The organism is Streptomyces sp. NRRL S-340 (genome assembly GCF_000720185.1).
GTDB lineage: Bacteria > Actinomycetota > Actinomycetes > Streptomycetales > Streptomycetaceae > Streptomyces.
This window is the reverse complement of sequence record NZ_JOIY01000030.1, coordinates 1-23,926: the sequence shown is the minus strand read 5'-3', so window position 1 is coordinate 23,926 and position 23,926 is coordinate 1. Positions and strand designations below refer to the sequence as shown.

General features: G+C 74.4%; 20 protein-coding genes. 4 read left to right on the top strand and 16 right to left on the bottom strand.

What is annotated here, in order from left to right; translation table 11 throughout:
• Positions 1-428 precede the first annotated feature (428 nt).
• Genes IG64_RS23115 through IG64_RS23105 form a run of 3 tightly spaced genes read left to right on the top strand, consistent with a single transcriptional unit; the run spans position 429 to position 3,530 of the window.
• Positions 429-1,094: a bifunctional DNA primase/polymerase gene (locus tag IG64_RS23115; protein WP_037859335.1), complete on the top strand. Its 666-nt coding sequence runs from the start codon at positions 429-431 to the stop codon at positions 1,092-1,094.
• Positions 1,095-1,134: 40 nt separating this feature from the next.
• Complete coding sequence (locus IG64_RS23110) at positions 1,135-1,929, top strand: ABC transporter ATP-binding protein (RefSeq protein ID WP_037859333.1); 795 nt, start codon at positions 1,135-1,137, stop codon at positions 1,927-1,929.
• Positions 1,926-3,530 (top strand): hypothetical protein, encoded by a 1,605-nt coding sequence (locus IG64_RS23105; RefSeq protein ID WP_037859331.1) that lies wholly within the window; start codon positions 1,926-1,928, stop codon positions 3,528-3,530. The genes IG64_RS23110 and IG64_RS23105 overlap by 4 nt, the downstream gene beginning before the upstream one ends.
• Positions 3,531-3,682: 152 nt before the next feature.
• Here the strand turns inward: IG64_RS23105 and IG64_RS23100 are convergent, their stop codons facing one another.
• The 6 genes from IG64_RS23100 to pdxH all read right to left on the bottom strand — a co-directional run bounded on the left by IG64_RS23100 (position 3,683) and on the right by pdxH (position 10,100).
• Positions 3,683-4,636 carry an alpha/beta fold hydrolase gene (locus IG64_RS23100; protein ID WP_037859329.1) on the bottom strand — a complete coding sequence of 318 codons (954 nt, stop codon included), beginning with the start codon at positions 4,634-4,636 and terminating at the stop codon, positions 3,683-3,685.
• Between the two features lie 559 nt (positions 4,637-5,195).
• On the bottom strand, positions 5,196-5,888 hold the full coding sequence (locus tag IG64_RS23095) for a metal-dependent transcriptional regulator (protein WP_037859327.1): 693 nt from the start codon (positions 5,886-5,888) through the stop codon (positions 5,196-5,198).
• 508 nt (positions 5,889-6,396) lie between these two features.
• Entirely contained in the window at positions 6,397-7,929 is a 1,533-nt protein-coding gene (locus IG64_RS23090; protein ID WP_234438594.1) for a PAS domain-containing protein, read from the bottom strand.
• 94 nt (positions 7,930-8,023) lie between these two features.
• Positions 8,024-8,434, bottom strand: coding sequence for a GNAT family N-acetyltransferase (locus tag IG64_RS23085; protein WP_051813268.1), 411 nt, complete (start codon positions 8,432-8,434; stop codon positions 8,024-8,026).
• Between the two features lie 106 nt (positions 8,435-8,540).
• Entirely contained in the window at positions 8,541-9,296 is a 756-nt protein-coding gene (locus tag IG64_RS23080) for an SIS domain-containing protein (protein WP_037859321.1), read from the bottom strand.
• 126 nt (positions 9,297-9,422) lie between these two features.
• The gene (pdxH, locus tag IG64_RS23075) at positions 9,423-10,100 is read right to left on the bottom strand and encodes a pyridoxamine 5'-phosphate oxidase (protein WP_037859319.1); all 678 of its coding nucleotides are present in this window, start codon (positions 10,098-10,100) and stop codon (positions 9,423-9,425) included.
• Positions 10,101-10,387: 287 nt separating this feature from the next.
• Between pdxH and IG64_RS23070 the strand changes: the two genes are divergently transcribed.
• Positions 10,388-11,488 (top strand): citrate synthase 2, encoded by a 1,101-nt coding sequence (locus IG64_RS23070; protein ID WP_037859316.1) that lies wholly within the window; start codon positions 10,388-10,390, stop codon positions 11,486-11,488.
• Between the two features lie 161 nt (positions 11,489-11,649).
• Here IG64_RS23070 and IG64_RS23065 read toward each other — a convergent pair whose 3' ends face one another.
• From IG64_RS23065 to IG64_RS23020, 10 genes are all read right to left on the bottom strand, one after another.
• A complete protein-coding gene (locus IG64_RS23065; protein ID WP_037859314.1) occupies positions 11,650-12,249 on the bottom strand; it encodes a TetR/AcrR family transcriptional regulator in 600 nt (199 codons plus the stop codon).
• A 19-nt stretch (positions 12,250-12,268) separates the two neighbouring features.
• Positions 12,269-13,018 carry an enoyl-CoA hydratase family protein gene (locus IG64_RS23060; RefSeq protein WP_037859312.1) on the bottom strand — a complete coding sequence of 250 codons (750 nt, stop codon included), beginning with the start codon at positions 13,016-13,018 and terminating at the stop codon, positions 12,269-12,271.
• Positions 13,015-14,583, bottom strand: coding sequence for a 4-coumarate--CoA ligase family protein (locus IG64_RS23055; RefSeq protein WP_037859310.1), 1,569 nt, complete (start codon positions 14,581-14,583; stop codon positions 13,015-13,017). The genes IG64_RS23060 and IG64_RS23055 overlap by 4 nt, the downstream gene beginning before the upstream one ends.
• Positions 14,584-14,631: 48 nt before the next feature.
• Positions 14,632-15,795 carry an acyl-CoA dehydrogenase family protein gene (locus tag IG64_RS23050; RefSeq protein WP_037859308.1) on the bottom strand — a complete coding sequence of 388 codons (1,164 nt, stop codon included), beginning with the start codon at positions 15,793-15,795 and terminating at the stop codon, positions 14,632-14,634.
• Positions 15,792-17,696 (bottom strand): biotin carboxylase N-terminal domain-containing protein, encoded by a 1,905-nt coding sequence (locus IG64_RS23045; protein ID WP_037859307.1) that lies wholly within the window; start codon positions 17,694-17,696, stop codon positions 15,792-15,794. Before IG64_RS23045 ends, IG64_RS23050 begins: the two co-directional genes overlap by 4 nt.
• Positions 17,697-17,711: 15 nt before the next feature.
• Positions 17,712-19,310, bottom strand: coding sequence for an acyl-CoA carboxylase subunit beta (locus IG64_RS23040; protein ID WP_037859306.1), 1,599 nt, complete (start codon positions 19,308-19,310; stop codon positions 17,712-17,714).
• Positions 19,307-21,049 (bottom strand): acyclic terpene utilization AtuA family protein, encoded by a 1,743-nt coding sequence (locus IG64_RS23035; RefSeq protein WP_051813266.1) that lies wholly within the window; start codon positions 21,047-21,049, stop codon positions 19,307-19,309. Before IG64_RS23035 ends, IG64_RS23040 begins: the two co-directional genes overlap by 4 nt.
• A complete protein-coding gene (locus IG64_RS23030; RefSeq protein ID WP_051813264.1) occupies positions 21,046-21,888 on the bottom strand; it encodes a TIGR03084 family metal-binding protein in 843 nt (280 codons plus the stop codon). The genes IG64_RS23035 and IG64_RS23030 overlap by 4 nt, the downstream gene beginning before the upstream one ends.
• A 143-nt stretch (positions 21,889-22,031) precedes the next feature.
• The gene (locus IG64_RS23025) at positions 22,032-23,021 is read right to left on the bottom strand and encodes an EamA family transporter (RefSeq protein WP_037859305.1); all 990 of its coding nucleotides are present in this window, start codon (positions 23,019-23,021) and stop codon (positions 22,032-22,034) included.
• Positions 23,022-23,148: 127 nt separating this feature from the next.
• Positions 23,149-23,922, bottom strand: coding sequence for a metallophosphoesterase family protein (locus IG64_RS23020; protein ID WP_051813278.1), 774 nt, complete (start codon positions 23,920-23,922; stop codon positions 23,149-23,151).
• Positions 23,923-23,926 lie beyond the last annotated feature (4 nt).

Sequence of the window (23,926 nt, the reverse complement as noted above, 5' to 3'; positions counted from 1 at the left end):
ACGGAGCGAAATACGCAGCGGACCCCCTCGATCCCCCTCCCGGACACCCCCGCGGGGCCGTCCCCCGCACGGACGTTCCGCGCGGACACCACCGTGCGGAGTCCTCCGCACGGACATTCCGTGGGGACGTCCCGGCACGGACAGCCCCGCACGAGCCGTCCCGCCCGGTCGTCGCCGGTCGCGCCCCGCCCGAACCCCCCCCGCGGACGCCTTCGGTGGACGCACCCGCCGAACGGCCCCGCCGCGAGCCCCCGCTGAACGCCCCCACACAGCCCTACCCCGCGCCTGCCGGTGCCCCTCCCGCGCGCCCCCGTGGATGCACCCGTGCGCCCCGGGCGGGGACCGGGTGCTCCTCCCCGCGCGCGGACCCGCCGCGGACCGGGGCGCCGCGCCCGTAACTCCAGGTGGGCGCGGAAGTTGAGTGGAACGTGGAAAAGACGATCCCGGGCACCGAAGCCGCACAGACTGCCGGTCAGATCCCCAAGCAGCGCGGAGACTCGCTGCTGGAGACGGCCGTTCGCTACGCCGAGGAGCGTCACTGGGACGTGTTCCCCGGCACCTGGCTGGAAGCCGTGGACGGCACCCAGCGCTGCTCCTGCGGCGACGCCGCCTGCGCCGCGCCCGGCGCACACCCCGCGCGCGAGGACTGGGCGGCCCAGGCCACCGGCAGCGCCACCGTCGCGCGGCGTATGTGGCAGAAGCAGCCGGCCGCGTCGATCCTGCTGCCCACCGGCCGCGCCTTCGACGCGCTCTGCGTCCCCGAGACCGCCGGGTTCCTCGCCCTGGCCCGCCTGGAAAGGATGGAGCTGACCCTCGGGCCGGTCACCCTGACCCCCGAGCGCCGGATGCAGTTCCTCGTGCTGCCCGGAGCCTGCGCCAAACTCCCGGGCCTGGTGCGCAAGCTGGGCTGGTCGCCCGGCTCGCTGGACCTGACCGCCCTCGGCGAGGGCGCCTACATCGCCGCACCGCCCACCCGGTACGGATCGCGGGGAGCGGTCCAGTGGGCCTGCCGTCCCACCCCGGCCAACCGGTGGCTGCCGGACGTGGAGGAGCTGGCGTCGGCGCTGGCGTACGCGTGCGGCAGGGACAGGTAGCGGCAGGGAGAAAGAACACCACTCCCCCGTAGGGTTCCTCCTGACGGAGGGAGCAGCAGTGGTGAGTACCAGCGCCGTACGGGTCCAGGGGCTGTGGAAGCGGTTCGGACAGCAGGTCGCCGTGGCCGGGATCGATCTGGAGTTGCCGGCCGGGCGGTTCATCGGTCTCGTCGGGCCGAACGGGGCCGGGAAGACCACCACGCTGTCCATGGTGACCGGGCTGCTGCGGCCCGATCAGGGCACCGTCGAGGTCGTCGGGCACGACGTGTGGCGGGACCCGGTCGCCGTGAAGGCCCGGATCGGTGTCCTGCCGGAGGGGCTGCGGCTCTTCGAACGGCTCACGGGCCGCGAACTGCTCTCCTATTCAGGCAGGTTGCGCGGGCTGCCCGCCGCGGAGGCGGAGCGCCGGGCGACGCAGCTGCTCGACGTGCTCGACCTGGCCGGCGCCCAGCACAAGCTGGTCGTCGACTACTCGACCGGCATGCGCAAGAAGATCGGGCTCGCCGCGGCACTGCTGCACAATCCCGAAGTGCTGTTCCTGGACGAGCCGTTCGAGGGCGTCGACCCGGTCTCCGCGCAGACCATCCGGGGCGTCCTGGAGCGGTACACCGCCTCCGGCGCGACGGTCGTGTTCTCCTCGCACGTCATGGAACTGGTCGAGTCGCTGTGCGACTGGGTGGCCGTGCTCGCCGCCGGCCGCATCCGCGCGCACGGCCCGCTCGCCGAGGTGCGCGGCGACGCGCCGACCCTCCAGCAGGCCTTCCTCGAACTCGTCGGCGCGCAGGGCCGCGACGCCGGTTCGGACCTCGACTGGCTGGGCGGCGGTAGCCGATGAGCGGGCCAAGCGCACCGGAGGGCCTCACACCGGTCCTGGTGCGACTGAAGCTGTCCCTGCTGCGCAACGGGCTGCGGCAGTCCGGCGGGCGGCGCGCGGCGTACCTGACCTCGGCCGTCTTCGCGCTGCTCTTCGGCGTCCTGCAGCTGATCGGGTTCGCGGTGCTGCGCGGCCATCCGCACGCCGTCTCCGTGGCCGTGCTGAGCGCGGCCGTGCTCGCCCTGGGCTGGGCGGTGATGCCCCTGTTCTTCCCCAGCGGCGACGAGACCCTGGATCCGACCCGTCTGGTCATGCTGCCGCTGCGTCCGCAGCCGCTCGTCCGGGCGCTGCTCGCGGCCTCCCTGGCCGGCGTCGGGCCGCTGTTCACGGCGCTGCTGCTGGTGGGCTGCGTGATCTCGGTGGCGCACGGCGCGGCGGCGTACGCCGTCGCCGTCCTCGCCGTCGCCCTGGCGCTGCTGGTGTGCGTGGCACTCGCCCGGGCCGTGGCCGCCGCCAACACGCGACTGCTGACCAGCCGCAAGGGGCGCGACCTGGCCGTGCTCAGCGGGCTCGTCGTCGCGATCGGGGCCCAGTTGGTCAACTTCGGCGCGCAGCACCTGGGTTCCTCGGGGCTCGGCCGGCTCGACCCGGTGACGGAGGTCCTGCGCTGGGTGCCGCCCGCGTCGGCGGTGGGCGCGGTCGACTCGGCGAGCGAGGGCTCCTACGGTGTCGCCGCCGCCCGGCTCGCCCTGACCGCCCTCGCTCTGGCGGCCCTGCTGGGCCTGTGGTCGCGCAGCCTGACCCGGCTGATGACGACCCCCGACTCCTCCACCGTCCAGGCCCCCGACGCCCGCCGGAGACGCTCCCGGAGCGGCGGCCCGGCCCGGCTGTTCCCGGGCGGCCGCACGGGCACCGTGACAGAGCGGTCGCTGCGCTACGTCCTGCGCGACCCGAAGACCAAGGCGGCCTGGGTGACGTCGCTGGCCATCGGCCTGATCGTGCCGGTCTTCAACGCCCTCCAGGGCACCGGTTCGGTGTACCTGGCGTGCTTCGCCGCCGGCATGCTGGGCGTCCAGATGTACAACCAGTTCGGCCAGGACACCTCCGCGTTCTGGATGGTCGCGCTGACCATCTCCTCCCCACGCGACGCCTACCTGGAGCTGCGCGGCCGGGCCCTGGCCCTGCTGGTCGTGACCCTGCCCTACGCCACCCTCGTCACGGTGCTGACGGCCGCGCTGGTCGGTGACTGGGCACGGCTGCCCGAGGTGCTCGGGCTCTCCTTCGCGCTGCTCGGCGCGATGCTGGCGACCGGGGCCTGGGCGTCGGTCCGCTTCCCGTACTCCATCCCCCAGGAGGGCTACAAGAACGTCGCCCCGGGCCAGGCCGGGCTGGCCTGGATCGCCATCGTCGGCGGCATGCTCGCCGCGGCCCTGCTGTGCTCCCCCGTCATCGCGCTGGCGATCTGGACGAACGTCAGCGCGACCGGCGACGGCCTCGGCTGGCTGCTCCTGCCGGTGGGCGCGGCCTACGGCGCCACGATCACCCTCCTGGGCCTACGCCTGGCCGCCCCCCGCACGGCAACCCGGCTCCCGGAGATCCTCGCAGCGGTCAGCAAGGGCTGACCCACCGCGGACCACCCACCGAGAACCCCGCCGCCCCCCGCGGCCGGCCGACCGCCCGGAGGGGCGCTGCCGGACGCCGCGGGCCTCCCGGCCGGACCGCCCCTCCGGCTCCCGGCCGGGGGGGACGGCCGGTGCCGCGGGGGCCGGCGCGTTCATGGGGTGAGGACCGCCTCCAGGAAGGGTGTGACGGCCGCCCGCCAGGCGTCGGGCCGGTCGTAGTGGACGAGGTGGCCGGCGTCGGCGACCTCCGCGTACTGGCCGTGCGGCAGGACGCGGACCATCTCCTGGGCCTCCGCCCGGCCGAGTTCTCCGTCGAGGCCGCGCACGACGAGGGCCGGGCAGCGCACCTGGGCCAGCTCCTCCCAGTGCGCGTCGTAGACCCAGGTCTCGCGGGAGGCGAGCATCTGCTCCGGTTCGCACACGGGGCGCCAGCCGTCGGCGCACTCGTGCATGATCTCGGCGTAGAACGCGCCTCGCGCCGGGTTCGGCCGCTCCACCCACGGGTCGTCCTCGCCGAACCACTTGCGGACGTCGGCGAGGGTGGCGAAGGGCGTCGGCCAGGTCTTGAACCAGTCCTCCCACTCGCGCTGGGAGGACGCGCCCAGCGCGGAGGCCCGCATGTCGCAGATGACCAGGCCGCGCACCAGGTCAGGGCGGTGTGCGGCGAGCTGCCAGGCGGTCAGCGCCCCCATGGCGTGCCCCACGAGGACGACCGGGCCGAGGCCGAGCTGTTCCACGGCCGCCTCGGCGTCCTCGACGTAGGCCTGCCGGGTGTGGGCGGCCCGCGGGGGCTTCTCGCTCTGGCCGTGGCCGCGCTGGTCGAGGGCGACGGCCCGGTGCCGCTCGGAGAGCCAGCGGGCCGTCGGCGCCCAGTGCGAGGCCCGGCCCATGAGGCCGTGGAGCAAGAGCACCCCGGCGCTCCGCCCGGCCGCGCCCTCACCCTGCGGAGCGGGCGGATCGGGCGGCCCCGGCAGCTGCTGCGGCAGGTCCTGCCGGTACGCCCCGGCCTGGGCCGGTACGAAGGGCGGCCCCTTCGGGGGCTCGGCGAACTCCCAGGCGGCCAGCCGTACGCCGCCCGCCCCGGTCACGTCGATGCGTCGCGCCATGTGATCCCGGCACCCCCTAGCTCTGACCTGGCTCCGCCCCAGCCACTGCTCCCGGCCGGGCCCGGCCGTTCCCGGCTCTTCCCGGCCGTTGCCGGAGCCGTGTGGCGCTCACCAGATTATCGAATGCTCATTCGAAAAAGCCGCTTGCATCACGAACACCCCTCGTTCGAGTGACCCCCCGCAAGGAATGATCGCCGCCGCCGAGGGGAGATCTTCAACGGGAGGCGGACCACTCGGGGAAAAGCGGTCCGAGGGGGACGACCCTGAGAGCTCGGGGCTCCGGGTCGCACAGGGGAGGACAGGCCCCGGCGCCGTGCGGCGCCGGGGCCCTCTCCCTGTCTGCGGCACATCCTCCCCCACCCCTGAGCGTCATATGCCTAGAGGACTGCCGTCCCAGCGTCGCACGCGCGGCGCGCGAGCGCTCCGCTGCGACGCGCTGAAAAACGCCGGGGCAGGCGGCGAGGAGAACAAGGGGAGAACCGGCCACCGCCGGCGCACCAGAGGCCGGTCCCGCCCGCCCTCGTCCGGCCGGTCCGCTGCCGGGCAGCCCGCCCCCGGGTCAGCGCTTGGCGACGAAGACGTGCGAGGCGACCTCCGACTGCAGCTCCGCCGCCTCACCGCCGCTGCCCACCAGGACGCCGCCCGCCGATTCCGTCACGCTCACCACCGAGCCGGGCTGCACGCCCGCCCGGCGCAGCGTGTACATCAGCTGCGCGTCCGTCTGGATCGGCTCACCGATCCGGCGCACGACGACCGTCTTCCCGTCGGCACCCGGATCCAGGTCCGCCAGGGACACCAGCCCCGCGTCCAGGAACGGGTCCGCGCCGTCCTTCTCGCCCAGCTCCTCGAGGCCCGGGATCGGATTGCCGTACGGCGACTCGGTCGGATGCCGCAGCAGCTCCAGCACCCGGCGCTCCACCGCCTCGCTCATCACGTGCTCCCAGCGGCACGCCTCGGCGTGCACCTGCTCCCACTCCAGGCCGATCACGTCGACCAGCAGGCACTCCGCCAGCCGGTGCTTGCGCATCACGCGCGTGGCCAGCCGGCGGCCCTCGTCCGTCAGCTCCAGGTGCCGGTCCGCGGCGACCGAGACGAGTCCGTCGCGCTCCATCCGCGCGACCGTCTGGCTCACCGTCGGCCCGCTCTGGTCCAGCCGCTCCGCGATCCGGGCGCGCATGGGGACGACGCCTTCCTCCTCCAGCTCGAGGATGGTGCGGAGATACATCTCCGTGGTGTCGATCAGTCCGGACATACGTGCCCCTCGATTACCTCTGCCGGAAGCCCTGCGACTCCGCGGCGCGTGCGCTGGCCCTGAACTCAATTCTGACGCATACCACTGACAACCGGAGTGCTCCGCGCGACGGCCCGGCCGAAGCGGGCGCGGGGCGCCGCCGGCACGGCCCTCGGGCCCTGCCGAAGCGCACGGAGGGAGCGCCCGCCGAAGCGGCACCGGGTGCCGTCGTCACGGGAAGCGGGGCGGCGCGTCCCCCGGCACGCAGACGACCCGCGAGCTGGGTCCCTCCGCCTGGCGGCGGAGAAGCCGGCCGGACGTACCGGCAGCTCGCGGGTCGGGTGACTGCTTGGGATTGGGCCGGCCGCACACGTCTCACGTGCTGATCCGGCACCGCACTGGGTGTGGTGACGGGCCGCTAGCCCGCAGCCACCTCACGCGTCCGGTTTCCATACATCTGCCGAACCACCTCCCTTCTCGTGTACCCCACACACTAAGAACCGTCCGGCCCCCGATCAACCGCTTTTTCTCAGGACCGCCCGGACCCCGGTCCCAGCAGGTCCGCCAGGTCCAGCGCGGTCGCGATGCGTACGGCGACGTCCTCGGCGTGGGCCGCGTCGGCGCGCTCGAAGGGGGCGCGCCCCAGGGAGCGCAGGAACGTGACCACGCCCAGGGTGCGGCCCCGGCTGCGCAGCACCGCGCACAGGGCGTGCACGGTGTCCGCCGGCCACTGCCGCGCGATGGCCCATTCGCGGGCCTGCTCGGACGGTGCCGTGCCGGCGGTGGCCCGTACGGACCCGGTCCGCTCGATGCACTGCAGGGCGGGGTGCCCCTCGCCGTAGCGGACGGGGATCCCGGCGCCCGCGGCGGGCAGGCTGGGGCCGGGGCCCGCGGCGGGAGTGGCGGTGACGCGGACCAGCCGCAGCGGCGCCGGCGGACCGTCCCCGTCCGCGGTGTCCGGCTCCTGGCCCGCGCCGGCCGGCCCACCGCCCGCCGGGGGGCACACCCGGTCGACGAGGGCGTGGTCGGCGAACCCGGCGAGCGCGAAGTCGAGGTGGACGGTGGCCGCTTCCAGGGGACTGTCGCACTCCGCGGCGGCGCGGGCCGCGCGGTGCAGCTGGTTGGTGCGGAACCGCAGCAGCGAGGCCTCCTGCTCGGTGTGCCGGGAGTCGGTGACGTCGACGAAGAGCCAGGCCACACCGAGGGGCACGGGTTCCTCGGCGAGGGGCGAGGCGAGCCGCACGAAGCCGCTGCGCCAGCAGCGCCGCCGCTCGCCCTCCGGGGTGCGCACGCCCACCCAGATCTCGGCGGGCGCGGGCGGCGCGCCCTCGGCCAGGACGTGGGTGAGGACGCTCTCCAGCTCCTCCACACCCTGGGAGAGGAGTTCCCCCAGGGGGCGGCCGAGCGGGGCGGTGCGGCCGGTGCCGAGGGCGCGGGCGGCGTGCGCGTTGACGATGGCGGGGCGCAGGTCGGCGTCGACCAGGACGACCCCCCAGGAGGCGTCCTCGAAGAGCGCCTCGCTCAGGGCGATGGAGCGTTCCAGGTCGATCTGCGCGTGCACCTCGCTGAAGGCGCAGTACAGGCCCGCCGGCGATCCGTCGGGTCCGCGGACGGCGGCGGACTGGGTGCGGACGAGGACACGGCCGCCGTCCTTGGTGAGCAGGGCGAACTCGTGGACCTGCCGGCCGGGGGCGTGCATGGCGGACATGAGGCGCCGCTCGACCTCCTCGGCGTCGGCGCTGCGCACGGCCCACCCCGCGAAGCCGTGCCGGCCGACGGCTTCGGCGGCGCTCCAGCCGAGGATGCGCTCGGCCTCGCGGTTCCAGTGGGTGACCACGCCCTCCGCGTCGAAGGCGCACAGGGCGGCGTCCATGCCGTCGAGCAGGGCGGCGAGCAGGTCCGAGCCGTCGGGCCCGTCGGGGACGTCCTGTCCCCCGGGACCGTCCCGGCGTGGCTCGGGTTCGTCCGGCCCCAGCTCGTCGGTGGTTCCTCTACGCCGGGAAGCACTCACCTGGACCCCCTGCAGGCTGCGTCCGCACGTACGGCGCGTCGGTTCGCTCACTGACCATCATTCAACTTGAACGTGATGCAGCACACACCGTGTTCCCCAAGATTGCAGGAATCGTTGCACCACGGAGATCCCGGGTCCCTCCCGGTCACGGCGCCGGCGTCAGCCGCAGGGTGACCCACTCGTCCGTCCCGCCGGGCAGCACGTACCGTTCGGTCTCGGTGAAGCCGCGGGCGGCGGCGAAGCGTAGGCCGTCGTCGTTGGCGGCCAGGACGACGGTCTCCACGCTCCGGGCGCCGAGCACGCGCGCGTGTGCCAGGCCCCTGTCGTACAGGGCCGTGCCGATTCCGGTGCGCCGGTGGCCGGGGAGCACGCGCGCGATCACGGTGGCCGTCGCGTCCTCGCCGCCGGGCGGGCGCACGGTGGAGCAGCCGACGAGGGTCGCGCCGAGGCAGGCGTTCTCCAGGCGGTAGCGGCCGGCCCGCTCGCGCACCTCGTCGAGGGTCATCGCGGCGGGCGGCACGATCGCGTTGTGCACGTGCCGCCAGTCGCGGAGCATGGCTTCGCCGCTCACGGGTTCGATACGGAGATCAAGATCGTCGGACACGGGGGCAGCGAACCGCACCTCCCGCGCGCGGGTCAACCGCCTTGCGCCGGCGCCGCCGTCAGCGCCGGTAGAAGATCCGGTCCGCGTACCGGTCGAAGATCCGGCCGTTCCACTCGTGGCCGCCGTCGACGTTCCCGGAGCGCAGCAGCGGGGGTTCGACGCCGCGGTCGGCGAGGACGCCGGCGGCGGTGGCGACGACCGCCTGCAGGAGCGCGGAGGTGACGACGGTGGAGGCGGGGGCGAAGGGCGCCGGGACGGTGTCGAGGACGAGTTCGGCGTCGCCGACGGCGATCTTGGAGTCGAGGACGAGGTCGCAGTGGTCCTTGAGGAAGGTTCCCGAGGTGTGCCGCGAGGTGGTCGCGGTGGCGTAGGCGACCGAGGTGACGCCGATGACGCGCACACCCAGCGCGCGCGCGTGCAGGGCCATCTCGACGGGGAGGGCGTTGCGCCCGGACAGGGAGACGATCACCAGGGCGTCGCCCGCGCGCAGCGGGGAGGTGTCGAGGACGGCGGTGGCGAGGCCGTCGACGCGTTCGAGCGCGGAGCCGAGGGTGGCGGGCACGACGTCGACGCCGACGGCGCCGGGGACGGCCAGGAGGTTCACCAGCGCGAGACCGCCGGCCCGGTAGACGAGGTCCTGGGCGGCGAGGGAGGAGTGGCCGGCGCCGAAGGCGAACAGGCGCCCGCCGTCGGCCACCGTGTCGGCGAGCAGGGTGCCGGCGGCCGTGACGGCGTCGGCCTCTTCGTCGCGGACCCGCTGGAGGAGGCCGATGGCGGCGTCGAAGTACTGGCCTGCCAGCGTGCGGTCGCTCATGCGAGGTCCGTCCCTTCGGGGTGGCTGCGTGTCGCGGATCACGGTGAGGTCTGAACCACAGTGGTGTCAATACGGCACCGCCGGGCACGTCGCCCTGCCGGTCGCGGGGCCGCCGGCCCCCCGCGTTCAGGGACTCAGCCGCTCCACCCGCCACCCGCCGTCCGCCTCGGCGACGTAGCGCAGGCGGTCGTGGAGGCGGTTCTCGCGGCCCTGCCAGAACTCCACGGACCGCGGGGCGACGCGGAAGCCGCCCCAGTGGGGCGGGACGGGGACCTGCTCGCCCTCCGGGTAGCGCGCGGCGAGTTCGGCCCAGGAGGCGTCGAGGACGCCCCGGGTGGCGATGACGGTGGACTGGGCGCTGGCCCAGGCGCCGAGCTGGGAGCCGTGCGGGCGGGTGCGGAAGTAGGCGGCGGTCTCGTCCCGCCCGGTGCGGCGGGCGACGCCCTGGACGATGACCTGCCGGGCCATGGGGTGCCAGGGGAACAGCAGGGAGACGTACGGGTTCTCGGCGAGGTCGCGGGCCTTGCGGGAGTCGTAGTTGGTGTAGAAGACGAAGCCCTGTTCGTCGAAGCCCTTGAGCAGGACCGTGCGGGAGCTGGGGCGGCCGTCGGCGTCCGCCGTGGAGACGATCATGGCGTTGGGCTCGAAGAGGTGTCCCTCGGCCGCGGCCTGCCGGAACCAGCGGGCGAACTGCGCCACGGGCGTGTCGGCCAGGCCGGCCTCGGTCAGGCCCTCGGCGCGGTAGTGCTTGCGCATGGCGGCGAGGTCGAACGGCGCGGTTTCTCCGGCTTCTCGGTCGGTCACGCGGTCATCTTGCCGTATGGGCGACCGGCACCGGCGAAGTGTCCTTCGTCACGACGTGGCACTCAGTGCCGCGCTCTCTCCCCAAAGGTGGCACTCAGGGATATCGTGCTGTTGCCGACCCGGTGGGGTGGCCGCGGACCGCACGGGGCATGACAGGGATGACCGCCCCGGACCGCGAGTCATCGCCACGCGACCGCGGATCCGTACGGCGCCCCACTTCCGACCTCCGACACCTGGTCGTCGTCTTTGTCGCACCATCTGTCGCACAGACCACGAGGAGCCGCCTGATGTCCGACTTCGTACCCGGACTCGAGGGAGTCGTCGCGTTCGAGACGGAGATCGCCGAACCCGACAAGGAGGGCGGCGCGCTGCGGTACCGGGGCGTCGACATCGAGGATCTCGTCGGTCACGTCTCCTTCGGCAACGTGTGGGGGCTCCTCGTCGACGGCGCCTTCAACCCCGGCCTGCCGCCCGCCGAGCCGTTCCCCATCCCCGTGCACTCGGGTGACATCCGGGTGGACGTCCAGTCCGCGCTGGCCATGCTCGCGCCGGTGTGGGGCCTGAAACCGCTGCTGGACATCGACGCCGCGCAGGCCCGTGAGGACCTCGCGCGGGCGGCCGTCATGGCGCTCTCCTACGTCGCCCAGTCGGCGCGCGGCCAGGGCCTGCCCATGGTCCCGCAGAGCGAGATCGACAAGGCGAACTCCATCACCGAGCGCTTCATGATCCGCTGGCGGGGCGAGCCCGACCCGCGGCACGTCGCGGCCGTGGACGCCTACTGGTCCTCCGCCGCCGAGCACGGCATGAACGCCTCCACCTTCACCGCCCGCGTCATCGCCTCCACCGGCGCGGACGTGGCCGCCGCCCTGTCGGGCGCGGTGGGCGCGATGTCCGGCCCGCTGCACGGCGGCGCCCCCTCCCGGGTGCTCGGCATGATCGAGGAGATCGAGCGCACCGGGGACGCGGCCGGGTACGTGAAGCGCACCCTGGACCGCGGCGAGCGGCTGATGGGCTTCGGCCACCGGGTCTACCGGGCCGAGGACCCGCGCGCGCGGGTGCTGCGCCGCACCGCCCGGGAACTGGGCGCCCCGCGCTACGAGGTGGCCGAGGCGCTGGAGAAGGCCGCGCTGGAGGAGCTGCACAACCGCCGTCCGGACCGGGTGCTGGCCACGAACGTCGAGTTCTGGGCGGCGATCATGCTGGACTTCGCCGAGGTCCCGGCGCACATGTTCACGTCGATGTTCACCTGCGCGCGCACGGCGGGCTGGTCGGCGCACATCCTGGAGCAGAAGCGGACCGGCCGCCTGGTGCGCCCCTCCGCCCGCTACATCGGCCCCGGCCCGCGCAGCCCGCGCGAGGTCGAGGGGTACGACGCCATCGCGCACTGAGTCCCGGGCCCCGCCTGTCCTGAGGCGGGCGGGGCCTCCGGGACACGGCGTGCCGGCGGTCGTCCTCGGAGCCGCGGACGAAACGCCACGCACGGCTCGCGACGCCCGGCCCGCACGCTGACGCCGCGAGCCGACCGGGCTTTCCGTTCCGTCCGCGGCTCTCAGCCCAGTGCCTGGTCGAGGACGGCCGCCCACTGGGCGACCACGCGCTCGCGGCGGGCCGCGTCGTCCGTGAGCAGGTTGGCCAGGCCCAGGCCGCGGGCCATGTCGAGGAAGCCCTGGACGGTCTCGCGGGTGCCGGGGCGGCTCTCGTCGGCGCCGAGCAGGTCCACGGCGATGCGGTGGGTCTCGCGGCCCACGCGGGCCTCCAGCTCGGTGACGCGCGCGCCGAGCTGGTCCTCGTTGGAGGCGGCGACCCACAGGTGGAGGGCGGCGCGGAAGAGGGGGCCGGTGTAGAGGTCGACGAGGGCCCGCACGACGGCACGCCGGTCGCCCTGCGCGCCCTCGGGGAAGAGGGCGCGCAGGGCGGTGGAGCGCTCCTCGGCGACGTACTCGACGGCGGCGGTGAACAGGTCCTCGCGGGTGGGGAAGTGGTGCTGGGCCGCGCCGCGGGAGACACCGGCGCGCTCGGCGACGACGGAGACCGTGGAGCCGGCCCAGCCGCGTTCCGCGAGGCAGGCGACGGCCGCCTGCAGGAGACGCTGCCGGGTGGCCCGGCTGCGGTCCTGTTTGGGGGCGCGGTCCGCCGCCGTCACGCCCATGGCGTGCTCACCGCCGCGCTCACAGCACCCATTCGGCATCCCGTCGTTCGAGGAAGGCCGTCATCCCCTCCCTGGCCTGGGCGGAGGCGAACAGCCGGGCCGAGAGCGCGGTCAGGCCGGCCGCGTCCCGGTCGAAGGTCTCCAGCACCTTAGCCGTGAGCAGCCCTTTCGTCGCGGCCAGGGCTTCGGGGGCCGAGCGGCGCAGGCCGTCGAGCATGGGTTCGAGGACGGCGTCGGCGTCGTCCCCGGCCGCCGTGAGCAGGCCGGTGCGCACCGCCTCGGCCGTGTCGAAGCGTTCGCCGGTGAGGTAGTGGCGGGCCAGGGCGCGCGGGTCGGTGCGCGGCAGCAGCGGCAGGGAGATGACGGCGGGCGCCACCCCGATGCGCACCTCCGTGAACGCGAAGGTCGCCCGGTGCGAGGCGACGGCGATGTCGCAGGCCGCGAGCAGCCCGAGGCCGCCCGCGCGGACGTGCCCGGTGACCCGGGCGAGGACCGGCTTGGGCAGGGCGACGACCTGCCGCAGCAGGCCCGTCAGCGCCTGCGGGGAGGGTGGGTCGCGCAGGTCGGCGCCCGCGCTGAAGGTGCTGCCGGTGTGGGTGAGGACGACGGCGCGGACGCCGGGGTCCTCGCCGCACTCGGTGAGCGCGGCGGCCAGCGCGGCGACGAGGGCCGCGGACAGGGCGTTGCGGGTGCCCGGGGAGTCGAGGCTGAGCGTCTCGATCCCGCGGGTGCGGCCGCGGCCGATCAGCGGGGCGGTGGGGGTGGTCATGGGCGGTCCCTGAGCTGTCGCCGCAGGATCTTGCCGGAGGCGGCCCGCGGCACGGTGTCGGTGAAGGTGACGCGACGGACGCGCTTGTAGGGGGCGACGCGCTCGGCGACGTACGTCATGACCTCTTGTGCGGAGAGGTCCGCGGCCGGCGTCCGGCGCACCACGTGGGCGTGCGGGATCTCGTTGCCGTCGTCGTCGCGGGCGCCGACGACGGCGGCGTCGGCGATGTCCGGGTGGGTGAGCAGCAGGGCCTCCAGTTCGGCGGGGGCCACCTGGAAGCCCTTGTACTTGATGAGTTCCTTGACGCGGTCGACGACGAACAGCCAGCCGTCGTCGTCCACCTGGCCGACGTCCCCGGTGTGCAGCCAGCCGTCGCCGTCGATCAGGGCGGTGGTGGCCTCCGGCCGCCCCAGGTAGCCCTTCATGACCTGCGGACCGCGGATGAGGATCTCGCCGGGCTCGCCGGGGCCGAGGTCCCGCCCGGGATCCTCCAGGGAGACGATCCGCATCTCGGTGCCGGCGATGAGCCTGCCGACGGTGCCGGCAGGTGCCTCGCGCAGCGCGGCGGGCGGGACGACGTGGGTGGCCGGGGACAGCTCCGTCATGCCGTAGGCCTGTCCGAGGGGCGGCAGGCCCAGGCGCCGGGAGCAGGCCTCGGCCAGGCGCGCGTCCAGGGGGGCCGCCGCGCTGATGACGTACCGCAGCGAGGACAGGTCGTAGTGGCCGACCGACGGGTGCCTGGCGAGGGCGAGCACGATCGGCGGAGCTGCGTACAGGATGCCGATGCGGTGGTTCTGCACGGCGGCGAGGAAGGTGTCCGGCTCGAAGCGGGGCAGGACGACGACCGTGGCGCCCTTGCGCAGCGGCGCGTTCATCAGGGCGGTGAGCCCGTAGATGTGGAAGAACGGCAGCACGGCGAGGATGCGGTCGCCGGGGCCGACGGTGATCGCCGGTTCGAGCTGCGCGAGGTTGGTGGCGATCTGCCGGTGGGTGAGCATCACGCCCTTGGGGGTGCCGGTGGTGCCCGAGGAGTACGGCAGCACGGCGACGTCCTCGGCCGGGTCGACGGCCACGGCCGGTTCAGGTGCGGTGTTCTCCAGCATGCCGAGCAGCGACCGGTGCCCCGGGGCGCTGTCGCCGACGAAGATCTCCCGGACGCCGCCCGCCAGCGCGGCCGCCCGGCGGGCCGCCTCCAGCAGCGGCGAGACGGTGACGATCCAGCGGGTGGCCGAGTCCCGCAGCTGCCCGGCGAACTCCTCGGGCGTGGCGAGCGGGTGCACGGTGGTGACCGAGGCACCCGCGCGGGTGGCCGCGTAGAAGGCGACCGGGTAGGCGATCGTGTTCGGGCTGTGCAGGGCGAGGACGTCGCCCTTGCGCACGCCCGCCCCGGCGAGCGCGGCGGCGAGGCGCCGGTGGAAGCGGTCCACCTGGGCGTAGGTGAGGGTGGTGCCGTCCGTGCCGTCGATCAGCGCGGGCGTGTCGCCGAAGCCGGCGGCGTGCCCCAGCACCGCCTCGTGGATGGGCAGGTCTACGGCCGGGACGTCTGCGTACGCGCTACGGAACACGGTTCCTCCTCGCCCCGCCGGCGCGGGGTCGCTGCGGATCGGTGCGGCTCAGTACGACTTGGGCAGGCCCAGGCTCTGGTGGGAGACGTAGTTGAGGATCATCTCCCGGCTCACCGGGGCGATACGGGCCACGCGCGCGGCCGTGATCAGGGAGGCGAGCCCGAACTCGCGGGTGAGGCCGTTGCCGCCGAGGGTGTGCACGGCCTGGTCGACGGCCCTCACGCAGGCCTCCCCGGCCGCGTACTTGGCCATGTTGGCGGCCTCCCCGGCCCCGACGTCGTCCCCGGCGTCGTACAGGTGGGCGGCCTTCTGCATCATCAGACGGGCCAGTTCGAGGTCGATGTGGGCCTGGGCGAGCGGGTGGGCGATGGCCTGGTGGGCGCCGATGGGCGTCTTCCACACGGAGCGTTCCCGCGCGTACTCCAGGGCCCTCCCCAGGGCGTAGCGGCCCATGCCGATCGCGAAGGCGGCCGTCATGATGCGTTCGGGGTTGAGTCCGGCGAAGAGCTGGAGCAGGCCCGCGTCCTCGTCGCCGACGAGCGCGCCGGCGGGCAGCCGTACGTCCTCCAGGACCAGCTCGAACTGCTTCTCGGCCGCGTTCAGTTCCATGTCGATGGGGCGCCGCTGGAAGCCGTCGGCGTCCGGCGGGACGATGAACAGGCACGGCTTGAGGCGTCCGGTGCGGGCGTCCTCGGTACGGCCGACGATCAGCACCGCGTCCGCGATGTCCACCCCGGAGATGAACACCTTGCGGCCGGTGAGCAGCCAGTCTCCCCCGCCGTCGCGGCGCGCGGTGGTGGTGATGCGGTGGGAGTTGGACCCGGCGTCGGGCTCGGTGATGCCGAAGGCCATCGTGCGGCTGCCGTCGGCGAGCCCCGGCAGCCAGGTCCGCTTCTGCTCCTCGGTGCCGAAGCGGGCGATGACGGTGCCGCAGATGGCGGGCGAGACGACGAGCATCAGCAGCGGCGCCCCGGCCGCGCCCAGCTCCTCCAGGACGATGGAGAGCTCGGCGACGCCGCCGCCCCCGCCGCCGTACGCCTGCGGCAGGTTGACGCCGAGGTAGCCGAGCTTGCCGGCCTCCGCCCACAGTTCGGTGGGGTGGCGGCCTTCGGCGACGGTGCGGGTGAGGTAGGCGCGGCCGTAGCGCCGGCCCAGCGCGGCGACGGCCGCGCGGAGGTCCTTGTGTTCCTCGGATTCGACGACGGGGCTCATGTGGTCTCCCGGGTGCGAGGTGACGGTGGTTGCTCGCGCTGTTCCCCGTGCTCCTGGTCCGGTCGCACCACCGCCAGCAGCATGCCGGGCTCGACCTGCTGCCCGGCGGTCGCGTGCAGGGCCGTGAGCGTCCCGGTGACGGGCACGGTGATCTTGTGTTCCATCTTCATGGCCTCCAGCCACAGCAGGGGCTGGCCGGCCCGTACCGCTGCTCCCTCGTCCACCCCGCCGGCGAGGCGGACGACGGTTCCGGGCATGGGGGCGAGCAGGGACCCGGGGGCGCGCTGGAGGGCCGGGTCGGGGAAGCGGGGCAGGGCGGTCAGCGCGATGCCGCCCACGTGCACCCGGTCCCCGTACCGCGCGACCTCGTACGTGCGCCGCACACCGTCCACCTCCAGGACGACCCGGCACGCGTCCGCGTGCACGACCCGCACCCCGTCGTCCTCGGCGGCGAGCCCCGCGCGGGTGTGCCGGTAGCGTGCCTCGTGCTCCTCGCCCGCCATCAGGTACCGCTTGGCCTGCGGCTGCGAGGGAACGTTGCGCCAGCCGCCGAACCGCGAGCGGCCGCAGGCGTCGGCGAGCGCGGCGGCCAGCGGGGCGCAGGGGTCACGGGCCGGCTCGGTGAGCGCGGCGAGGTGGCGGTCGTAGAAGCCGGTGTCCATCCGGCCCCGCGTGAACTCCTCGTGCCGCAGGGAGCGCACGAGCAGGTCCCGGTTGGTGACCGGGCCGTGGACGGCGGCCCGCTCCAGCGCGCCCGCGAGCTTGCGGACGGCCTCCGCGCGCGTGGGGGCGTGTGCGACGACCTTGGCGAGCATCGGGTCGTAGTGCACGCCGATGGTGTCGCCGTCGGTGTAACCGGTGTCCAGGCGGACGCCGTCCGGGACGGCCAGGCGGTGCAGCGTGCCTGTCTGCGGGGCCCAGTCGCGGGCGGGGTCCTCGGCGTAGAGGCGGGCCTCGACCGCGTGCCCCCGCGCGCGCGGGGGGCCGCCCTCCAGCGCGTGGCCCTCGGCGACCCGGATCTGCTCGGCGACCAGGTCGATGCCGAACACCGCCTCGGTCACCGGGTGTTCCACCTGGAGGCGGGTGTTCATCTCCAGGAAGTGCGCCCGGCCGCCGGCCACCAGGAACTCCACGGTCCCGGCGCCGGTGTAGCCGACGGCGCGCGCCGCCCGCACCGCCAGTTCGGCCAGCTCCCGTGCGAGGCCGTCCGTGAGGCCGGGCGCGGGGGCCTCCTCGACGACCTTCTGGTGACGCCGCTGGAGCGAGCAGTCCCGGGTCCCGAGCGCCCACACGGTGCCCTGTGTGTCGGCGAGGACCTGCACCTCGACGTGGCGGCCGTTCTCCAGGTAGGGCTCGACGAACACCTCCCCGTCGCCGAACGCGCTCGCCGCCTCCGCGCGCGCGGCGGCCAGAGCCCCCTCCAGGTCCTCCAGGCGCCGTACGATCCGCATCCCGCGCCCGCCGCCGCCCGCCGCCGCCTTCACCAGGACGGGCAGGTCGGCCGCGGTGACGTCCTCCAGGGGCGCGATGCCCATGAGCCGCTTGGCGCGGGTCTTGGACGCCATGGCCTCGATGGCGGCGGGCGGCGGCCCCACCCACACCAGGCCCGCGTCGAGGACGGCACGGGCGAAGCCGGCGTTCTCCGACAGGAAGCCGTAGCCGGGGTGCACGGCGTCCGCGCCGGCCGCGACGGCCGCCTTCACGATCAGGTCGCCGCGCAGGTACGTCTCGGCGGGCGTGTCACCCGGCAGGCGTACGGCGGCGTCGGCCACGCGCGCGTGCAGCGCGTCCGCGTCGGCGTCCGAGTGCACGGCGACCGTGCCGATGCCCAGCGTGCGGCAGGTGCGGAAGACACGGCAGGCGATCTCGCCCCGGTTGGCGACGAGCAGGTTCTTGATCACGGGGTCCCTCACACCTCACATCCGGAAGACGCCGAAGCCACCGCGCGCGCCCTCGTAGGGCGCGGTGTGGACGGCCGACAGGCACAGGCCGAGAACGGTGCGGGTGTCGCGCGGGTCGATGACGCCGTCGTCGTACAGCCGCCCCGACAGGAACATCGGCAGCGACTCGGACTCGATCTGCTGCTCGACCATCGCCCGCAGCGCGGCGTCCGCCTCGTCGTCGTAGGGCTGCCCCTTGGCCGCCGCCGACTGCCGCGCGACGATCGACAGCACGCCGGCGAGCTGCTGCGGCCCCATGACGGCGGACTTGGCGCTGGGCCAGGCGAACAGGAAGCGCGGGTCGTAGGCCCGCCCGCACATGCCGTAGTGCCCCGCGCCGTAGGACGCCCCCATGAGCACCGACAGGTGCGGGACACGGGAGTTGGAGACGGCGTTGATCATCATGGCGCCGTGCTTGATGATGCCGCCCTGCTCGTACTCGCGGCCCACCATGTAGCCCGTGGTGTTGTGCAGGAACAGCAGCGGGACGTCGCGCTGGTTGGCGAGCTGGATGAACTGGGCGGCCTTCTGCGACTCCTCGCTGAACAGCACGCCCCGCGCGTTGGCGAGGATGCCCACGGGATAGCCGTGCAGGGACGCCCAGCCGGTGACCAGGCTCGTCCCGTACAGCGGCTTGAACTCGTCGAAGTCGGAGGCGTCGACGATCCGGGCGATGACCTCGCGCGGGTCGAAGGGGACCTTCAGATCGCCGGGAACGATGCCGAGAAGCTCCTCGTCGTCGTATTCGGGCGGCTCTGCGAAGGGGGGATCGGGATGGGCCTTGCGGTGGTTGAGGCGGGCGACGACGCGGCGCGCCTGCCGGATCGCGTCCCGCTCGTCGACGGCGAAGTGGTCGGCGAGACCCGACACGCGGGCGTGCATCTCCGCGCCGCCCAGCGACTCGTCGTCGCTCTCCTCGCCGGTGGCCATCTTCACCAGCGGCGGCCCGCCGAGGAACACCTTGGCCCGCTCCTTGACCATGATCACGTGGTCGGACATGCCGGGGATGTAGGCGCCCCCGGCGGTGGAGTTGCCGAAGACGACGGCGACGGTGGGGACACCGGCCGCCGAAAGCCGGGTCAGATCACGGAAGATGGCGCCCCCCGGAATGAAGATCTCCTTCTGGGACGGCAGATCGGCACCGCCCGACTCGACCAGGCTGATGCAGGGCAGCCGGTTGGCGAGCGCGATGTCGTTGGCCCGCAGCGCCTTCTTCAGGCTCCACGGATTGCTGGCCCCGCCGCGCACGGTCGGATCGTTCGCGGTGATCAGGCACTCCACCCCTTCGACGACCCCGATCCCGGTGACCAGCGAGCCGCCGACGGCGTACTCGCTGCCCCAGGCGGCCAGCGGCGACAGCTCCAGGAAGGGCGTGTCGGGGTCGAGCAGCAGCTCGACGCGCTCGCGGGCGAGGAGCTTGCCGCGCCGCCGGTGCCGCTCGACGTACTTGGGGCCGCCGCCCGCGAGCGCCTTGGCGTGCTCGGCCTCCAGGTCGGCGAGCTTGGCGAGCATGGCCTCGCGATGGGCCCGGTGATCGGCGGACGAGGTGTCCAGTGCGGAGGTCAGGACGGTCACAGCAGAACCTCCGGTATGTCCAGACGGCGCGAGCGCAGCCATTCCCCGAGCGCCTTGGCCTGCGGATCGAAGCGGTGCCGGGCGGCGACGCCCTCGCCGAGGATCCCCTCGACGGTGAAGTTCAGCGCCCGCAGACGCGGCAGCACGTGCCGGGTGACGGGCAGCGGGCGGGCCTCGGGGATCAGCTCCCGGAACCGGTCGGCGGTCAGCTCGTGCGCGAGCCACCGCCAGGCGTCGTCCGTGCGCACCCACACCCCCACGTTGGCGTCCCCGCCCTTGTCCCCGCTGCGGGCGCCGGCGACCAGCCCGAGCGGCGCCCGGCGCACGGGACCCGCGGGGAGCGGCTCCGGCAGGGGCGGCTCGGGCACCTCCTGCGGAGCACGGGTGTCCGGGGCCGGCGGCACAGGGACACGCCGGCCGTCATGGAGGACGGCCACATGCTCCACGGTGTCCTGGGGGACGTACGCGGCCTCGAAGACGCCGTAGGGGGCACCCTTGCCGGGCGGCGCGAGCACATGGAAGCCGGGGTACCCGGCGAGTGCCAGCTCCACCGCGGCCCCGCTGAACGCCCGCCCCACCGCCTGCGGGTCCGCATCGCGTACGACGAGCCGGAGCAGGGCGCTCGCCGTCTCCTCGGTGCCGGCGTCGGGGTGGTCGGTGCGCACGAGGTCCCAGCGCACTTCGGCGGGCCGGGATTCGGCGGCCCCGAGCGCGTCGTCCATCTGCTGCCGCACGAGGTCGGCCTTGCGTTCGATGTCGAGGCCGGTGAGGACGAAGGTGACCTCGTTGCGGAAGCCGCCCAGCCGGTTGAGGCCCACCTTGAGGGCCGGCGGCGGCGCCTCCCCGCGCACCCCCTCCACCCGCACCCGGTCCGGCCCGTCCTGGCTCAGGCGTACGGTGTCCAGCCGCGCGGTGACGTCGGGACCGGCGTAGCGGGCACCGCCCGTCTCGTAGAGGAGCTGGGCGGTCACCGTGCCGACGTCGACGACACCGCCGGTGCCGGGATGCTTGGTGATGACACAGCCGCCGTCGGCGTGGATCTCGGCGAGCGGGAAGCCGGGACGCCTCAGCCGTTCGAGGGCGTGGTCGGTGAAGAACGCGTAGTTCCCGCCGGTGGCCTGCGCGCCGCACTCCAGCACGTGCCCGGCGACCACGGCACCCGCGAGCCGGTCGTACTCCCCGGGCCGCCAGCCGAAGTGCGCGGCGGCCGGTCCGGCGACCAGGGACGCGTCGGTGACCCGCCCGGTGACGACGACGTCCGCGCCGGCCCGCAGACACTCGGCGATGCCGAATCCGCCGAGGTAGGCGTGGGCGGCGAGGCTGCCGGGGTGGCGGGCGGTGAGGTCGTCGCCCTCGACGTGCGCCACCCGCGCCGGCAGGCCGAGCCGCCCGGCCAGCTCCCGCACCCGCTCGGCGAGCCCGGCGGGGTTCAGGCCGCCCGCGTTGGCCACGATCCGCACGCCCCGCTCGTGCGCGAGCCCCAGGCACTCCTCCAGTTGCCGCAGGAAGGTGCGGGCGTACCCGGCGCCCGGGTCCTTCAGCCGGTCCCGCCCGAGGATCAGCATGGTCAGCTCGGCGAGGTAGTCCCCGGTGAGGACGTCCAGTTCACCGCCGGTGAGCATCTCGTGCAGGGCGTCGAAACGATCACCGTAGAAACCGGAGGCGTTGCCTATGCGGAGGGGGGCGGGCGTGCCGCCGGGTGCGCGGTTGCCGCCCGTGGGGCGGGGGGCTGCCGTCATGCGGGCGGCTCCTCCCCCGTCTTCGGGGCACGCCCGGTGCCGGGAGGCCCGGCGAACGCCTGGGCGATGTCCAGCCACTGGCCGGCGTCCGGCCCCACGGCGCGTACGGCGAGGTCGTTGCGGTGGGCGCGCCGGGTGACCAGCAGACAGAAGTCGAGGGCCGGGCCGGTGACCCGCTGGGCGGCATCCTCCGGGCCGTACGCCCACACCTGCCCGGCGGGCCCCACGACCTCCACCCGGAACTCCTCCCCCGGCACGGGCAGCCCCCGCACCCCGAACGCGAAGTCCCGCGCCCGCACCCCGATGCGCACCACATGCCGGAGCCGGTCCGTGGGTGCGCGCACCACACCCAACGCGTCCGCCACGTCCTGCCCGTGCGCCCACGTCTCCATCAGCCGCCCGGTGGCCATGGACCGAGCCGTCATGGGCGGCCCGTACCAGGGGAAACGCACGCCGGGCGGCGCCGCCCGCAGCGCCGCGTCGAGGCGGGCCCGGCCCTCCCGCCACCGGGCCAGCAACTCGGCGGGCGGCAGACCGGCCGCTTCCTCCGCCCCTTCGTCGACGAACGCGTCGGGGGCGGCGAGCGCCTCCTCCACCAGCTCCCGGAAACGGTCCGCGTCGGTGAGGGCCAGCAGCGCGGAACGGTCGGTCCAGGCGAGGTGCGCGATCTGGTGCGCGATGCTCCACCCGGGCGCGGGCGTCGCCCGGCGCCACCCCTCGGCTGCCAGCCCGGCGACCAGCCGGTCGAGTTCTTCGCTCTCCGCGCGCAGATCGTCGAACACGTCGGACGCGGCGGCGGGCACGGGGGACCCGGCGGACGCGGGTGTCGGTTCGGGCATGGGTGGGAGCATGGCAGCGCCCGGAAAAACAATCAAGCATGCTTGCATGATTTTTTCCCCGCCGTCAGTGGCGCACGAAGGGGGGCCGGAGTCACGTGACGTGTCCTCCGGCCCCTTCACACCGCAACGGGGTCAGGCCGCGGTCAGGCGTCCACCCGGGGCGGCACGGGCGCCTTGCCCCGTCCCACCTGCGTCCGTACCGCGCCCATGCTCGCCGCGATGACCAGGGCGATCGCGACGATCTCCAGGGGCGCGAGGGACTGGCTCAGGACGAGGAAACCGGCCAGGGCGGCGATGGCCGGTTCCAGACTCATGAGAACCGCGAAGGTGGAGGCGGGCAGGCGGCGCAGGGCGAGCAGTTCGAGGGTGTAGGGCAGGACGGAGGACAGCACGGCCACCGCCGCGCCCAGCCCGAAGGTCGTCGGATCGGCCAGCTTCGTACCCGACTCGGCGATCCCCAGCGGCAGGAACAGGACCGCGCCCACCGCCATCGCCAGGGCCAGCCCGTCGGCCTGCGGGAAGCGCCGGCCGGTACGGGCGCTGAAGACGATGTACGCCGCCCACATCGCACCCGCGCCCAGCGCGAACGCGGCTCCGGCCGCGTCGAGGCTGCCGAAGCCCCCTCCGCCGAGGAGGAAGACACCGACCAGGGCGAGGCCCGCCCAGAGGGCGTTGACCGCACGGCGCGAGGCCACGACGGACAGGGCGAGCGGACCGAGGACTTCGAGGGTGACGGCGGGGCCGAGGGGGATGCGGTCGACGGCCTGGTAGAAGAGGCCGTTCATCGCGGCCATGGCGACGCCGAAGGCGACGACCGTGCCCCAGTCGGCGCGCGAGTGGCCGCGCAGCCGGGGCCGGCAGACCACCAGCAGCACGATCGCGGCCACCAGCAGCCGCAGGCTCACCACCCCGAGCGCACCCGCCCTCGGCATCAGTGTCACGGCCAGCGCGCCGCCGAACTGCACGGAGACGCATCCGGCGAGCACCAGACCCACGGGACCGAACGAGCCGAGGCGGCCCGGACCGCCGGGGGCGCCGGGCGGGACCGACGGCGCCGGGGACGTCGCGGGCGACGGCGGCGACGACGAGGACGGCAGGGAGGAGGTCGTGGGTGCGGCGTCGGGGGTGCTCACGGGCGGTCCTGGGGCTGGTCAAGGGTGGGCCCGGGCGCTCGGGGCGAGACCGGGGATTCGTTCATCTCGATGTACTGCTACGTCCACGGTAGTGGACCAGGTCAGGCGTGTGAACCTCTTTCGGAACTTACGCCCCCGCCCCCGTCCCTGTCATTTCCGGAGGAATCCGGCCACGGAACAGCTCCAGCGCCTCCGTGTCGGTAGCCCGGGCGCGCAGGAAGTAGTCGGCCCAGGCGGCGATGTCCTCGTAGGGGCACTCCGCGGCCAGCCGGGCGGCCGCCGCCTCGGTGTCGAACGGCGTGACCCGCAGATCGACGCCCGGGCCGAGCAGACACCAGTGGGCGCCGGGACGGCCGTAGGGCATGCCGACGCTGCCGGGATTGACGACCAGGCGGCCGTGCGCGAGGCGCAGGTACGGCATGTGGGTGTGGCCGCAGACCACCGTGCGGATGCCGTCGGCCAGGCCGGTGAAGACCTCCGCCCACCGCGCGGGGCCGGAGTCGACCAGGACGATCTCCTCGTCGTCGCGCGGCGTGGCGTGACAGAAGAGCACCTGGCCCAGTCCGCTCACGGTGAGTGTCAGCGTCGCCGGCAGAGCGGCCAGGAAGTCGACCTGCTCCGCTCGGAGCGCACCGGCCGCGAAGGGGCCGATCGGGTCGGGGATCTCCGTCCGCCGCCCCTGCCGGAACTCGACCAGTTCCCGGTCCGCGTTGCCCGCCACCCACAGCACCCTCTCGCCCTGGGCACGCAGCAGGTCGAGCACCTCGGCGGGCTGCGGGCCCGCCGTGATGTCACCGGTGAGCACGATGCGGTCGGCGGCGGCCACGTCCGGTTCGGCGAGCACGGCCTCCAGCGCGGGGAGGACGCCATGGATGTCGGAGAGGACGGCTACACGGTCCAGCTGC

What these genes read in the sequence shown, in the direction of transcription:
- IG64_RS23105 (WP_037859331.1), top strand. Translation starts at nt 1,926, where the DNA reads ATGAGCGGGCCAAGCGCACCGGAGGGCCTCACACCGGTCCTGGTGCGA.
- IG64_RS23100 (WP_037859329.1), bottom strand. Translation starts at nt 4,636, where the DNA reads ATGGCGCGACGCATCGACGTGACCGGGGCGGGCGGCGTACGGCTGGCC.
- IG64_RS23095 (WP_037859327.1), bottom strand. Translation starts at nt 5,888, where the DNA reads ATGTCCGGACTGATCGACACCACGGAGATGTATCTCCGCACCATCCTC.
- IG64_RS23085 (WP_051813268.1), bottom strand. Translation starts at nt 8,434, where the DNA reads ATGCTCCGCGACTGGCGGCACGTGCACAACGCGATCGTGCCGCCCGCC.
- IG64_RS23080 (WP_037859321.1), bottom strand. Translation starts at nt 9,296, where the DNA reads ATGAGCGACCGCACGCTGGCAGGCCAGTACTTCGACGCCGCCATCGGC.
- IG64_RS23070 (WP_037859316.1), top strand. Translation starts at nt 10,388, where the DNA reads ATGTCCGACTTCGTACCCGGACTCGAGGGAGTCGTCGCGTTCGAGACG.
- IG64_RS23065 (WP_037859314.1), bottom strand. Translation starts at nt 12,249, where the DNA reads ATGGGCGTGACGGCGGCGGACCGCGCCCCCAAACAGGACCGCAGCCGG.
- IG64_RS23060 (WP_037859312.1), bottom strand. Translation starts at nt 13,018, where the DNA reads ATGACCACCCCCACCGCCCCGCTGATCGGCCGCGGCCGCACCCGCGGG.
- IG64_RS23050 (WP_037859308.1), bottom strand. Translation starts at nt 15,795, where the DNA reads ATGAGCCCCGTCGTCGAATCCGAGGAACACAAGGACCTCCGCGCGGCC.
- IG64_RS23035 (WP_051813266.1), bottom strand. Translation starts at nt 21,049, where the DNA reads ATGACGGCAGCCCCCCGCCCCACGGGCGGCAACCGCGCACCCGGCGGC.
- IG64_RS23030 (WP_051813264.1), bottom strand. Translation starts at nt 21,888, where the DNA reads ATGCCCGAACCGACACCCGCGTCCGCCGGGTCCCCCGTGCCCGCCGCC.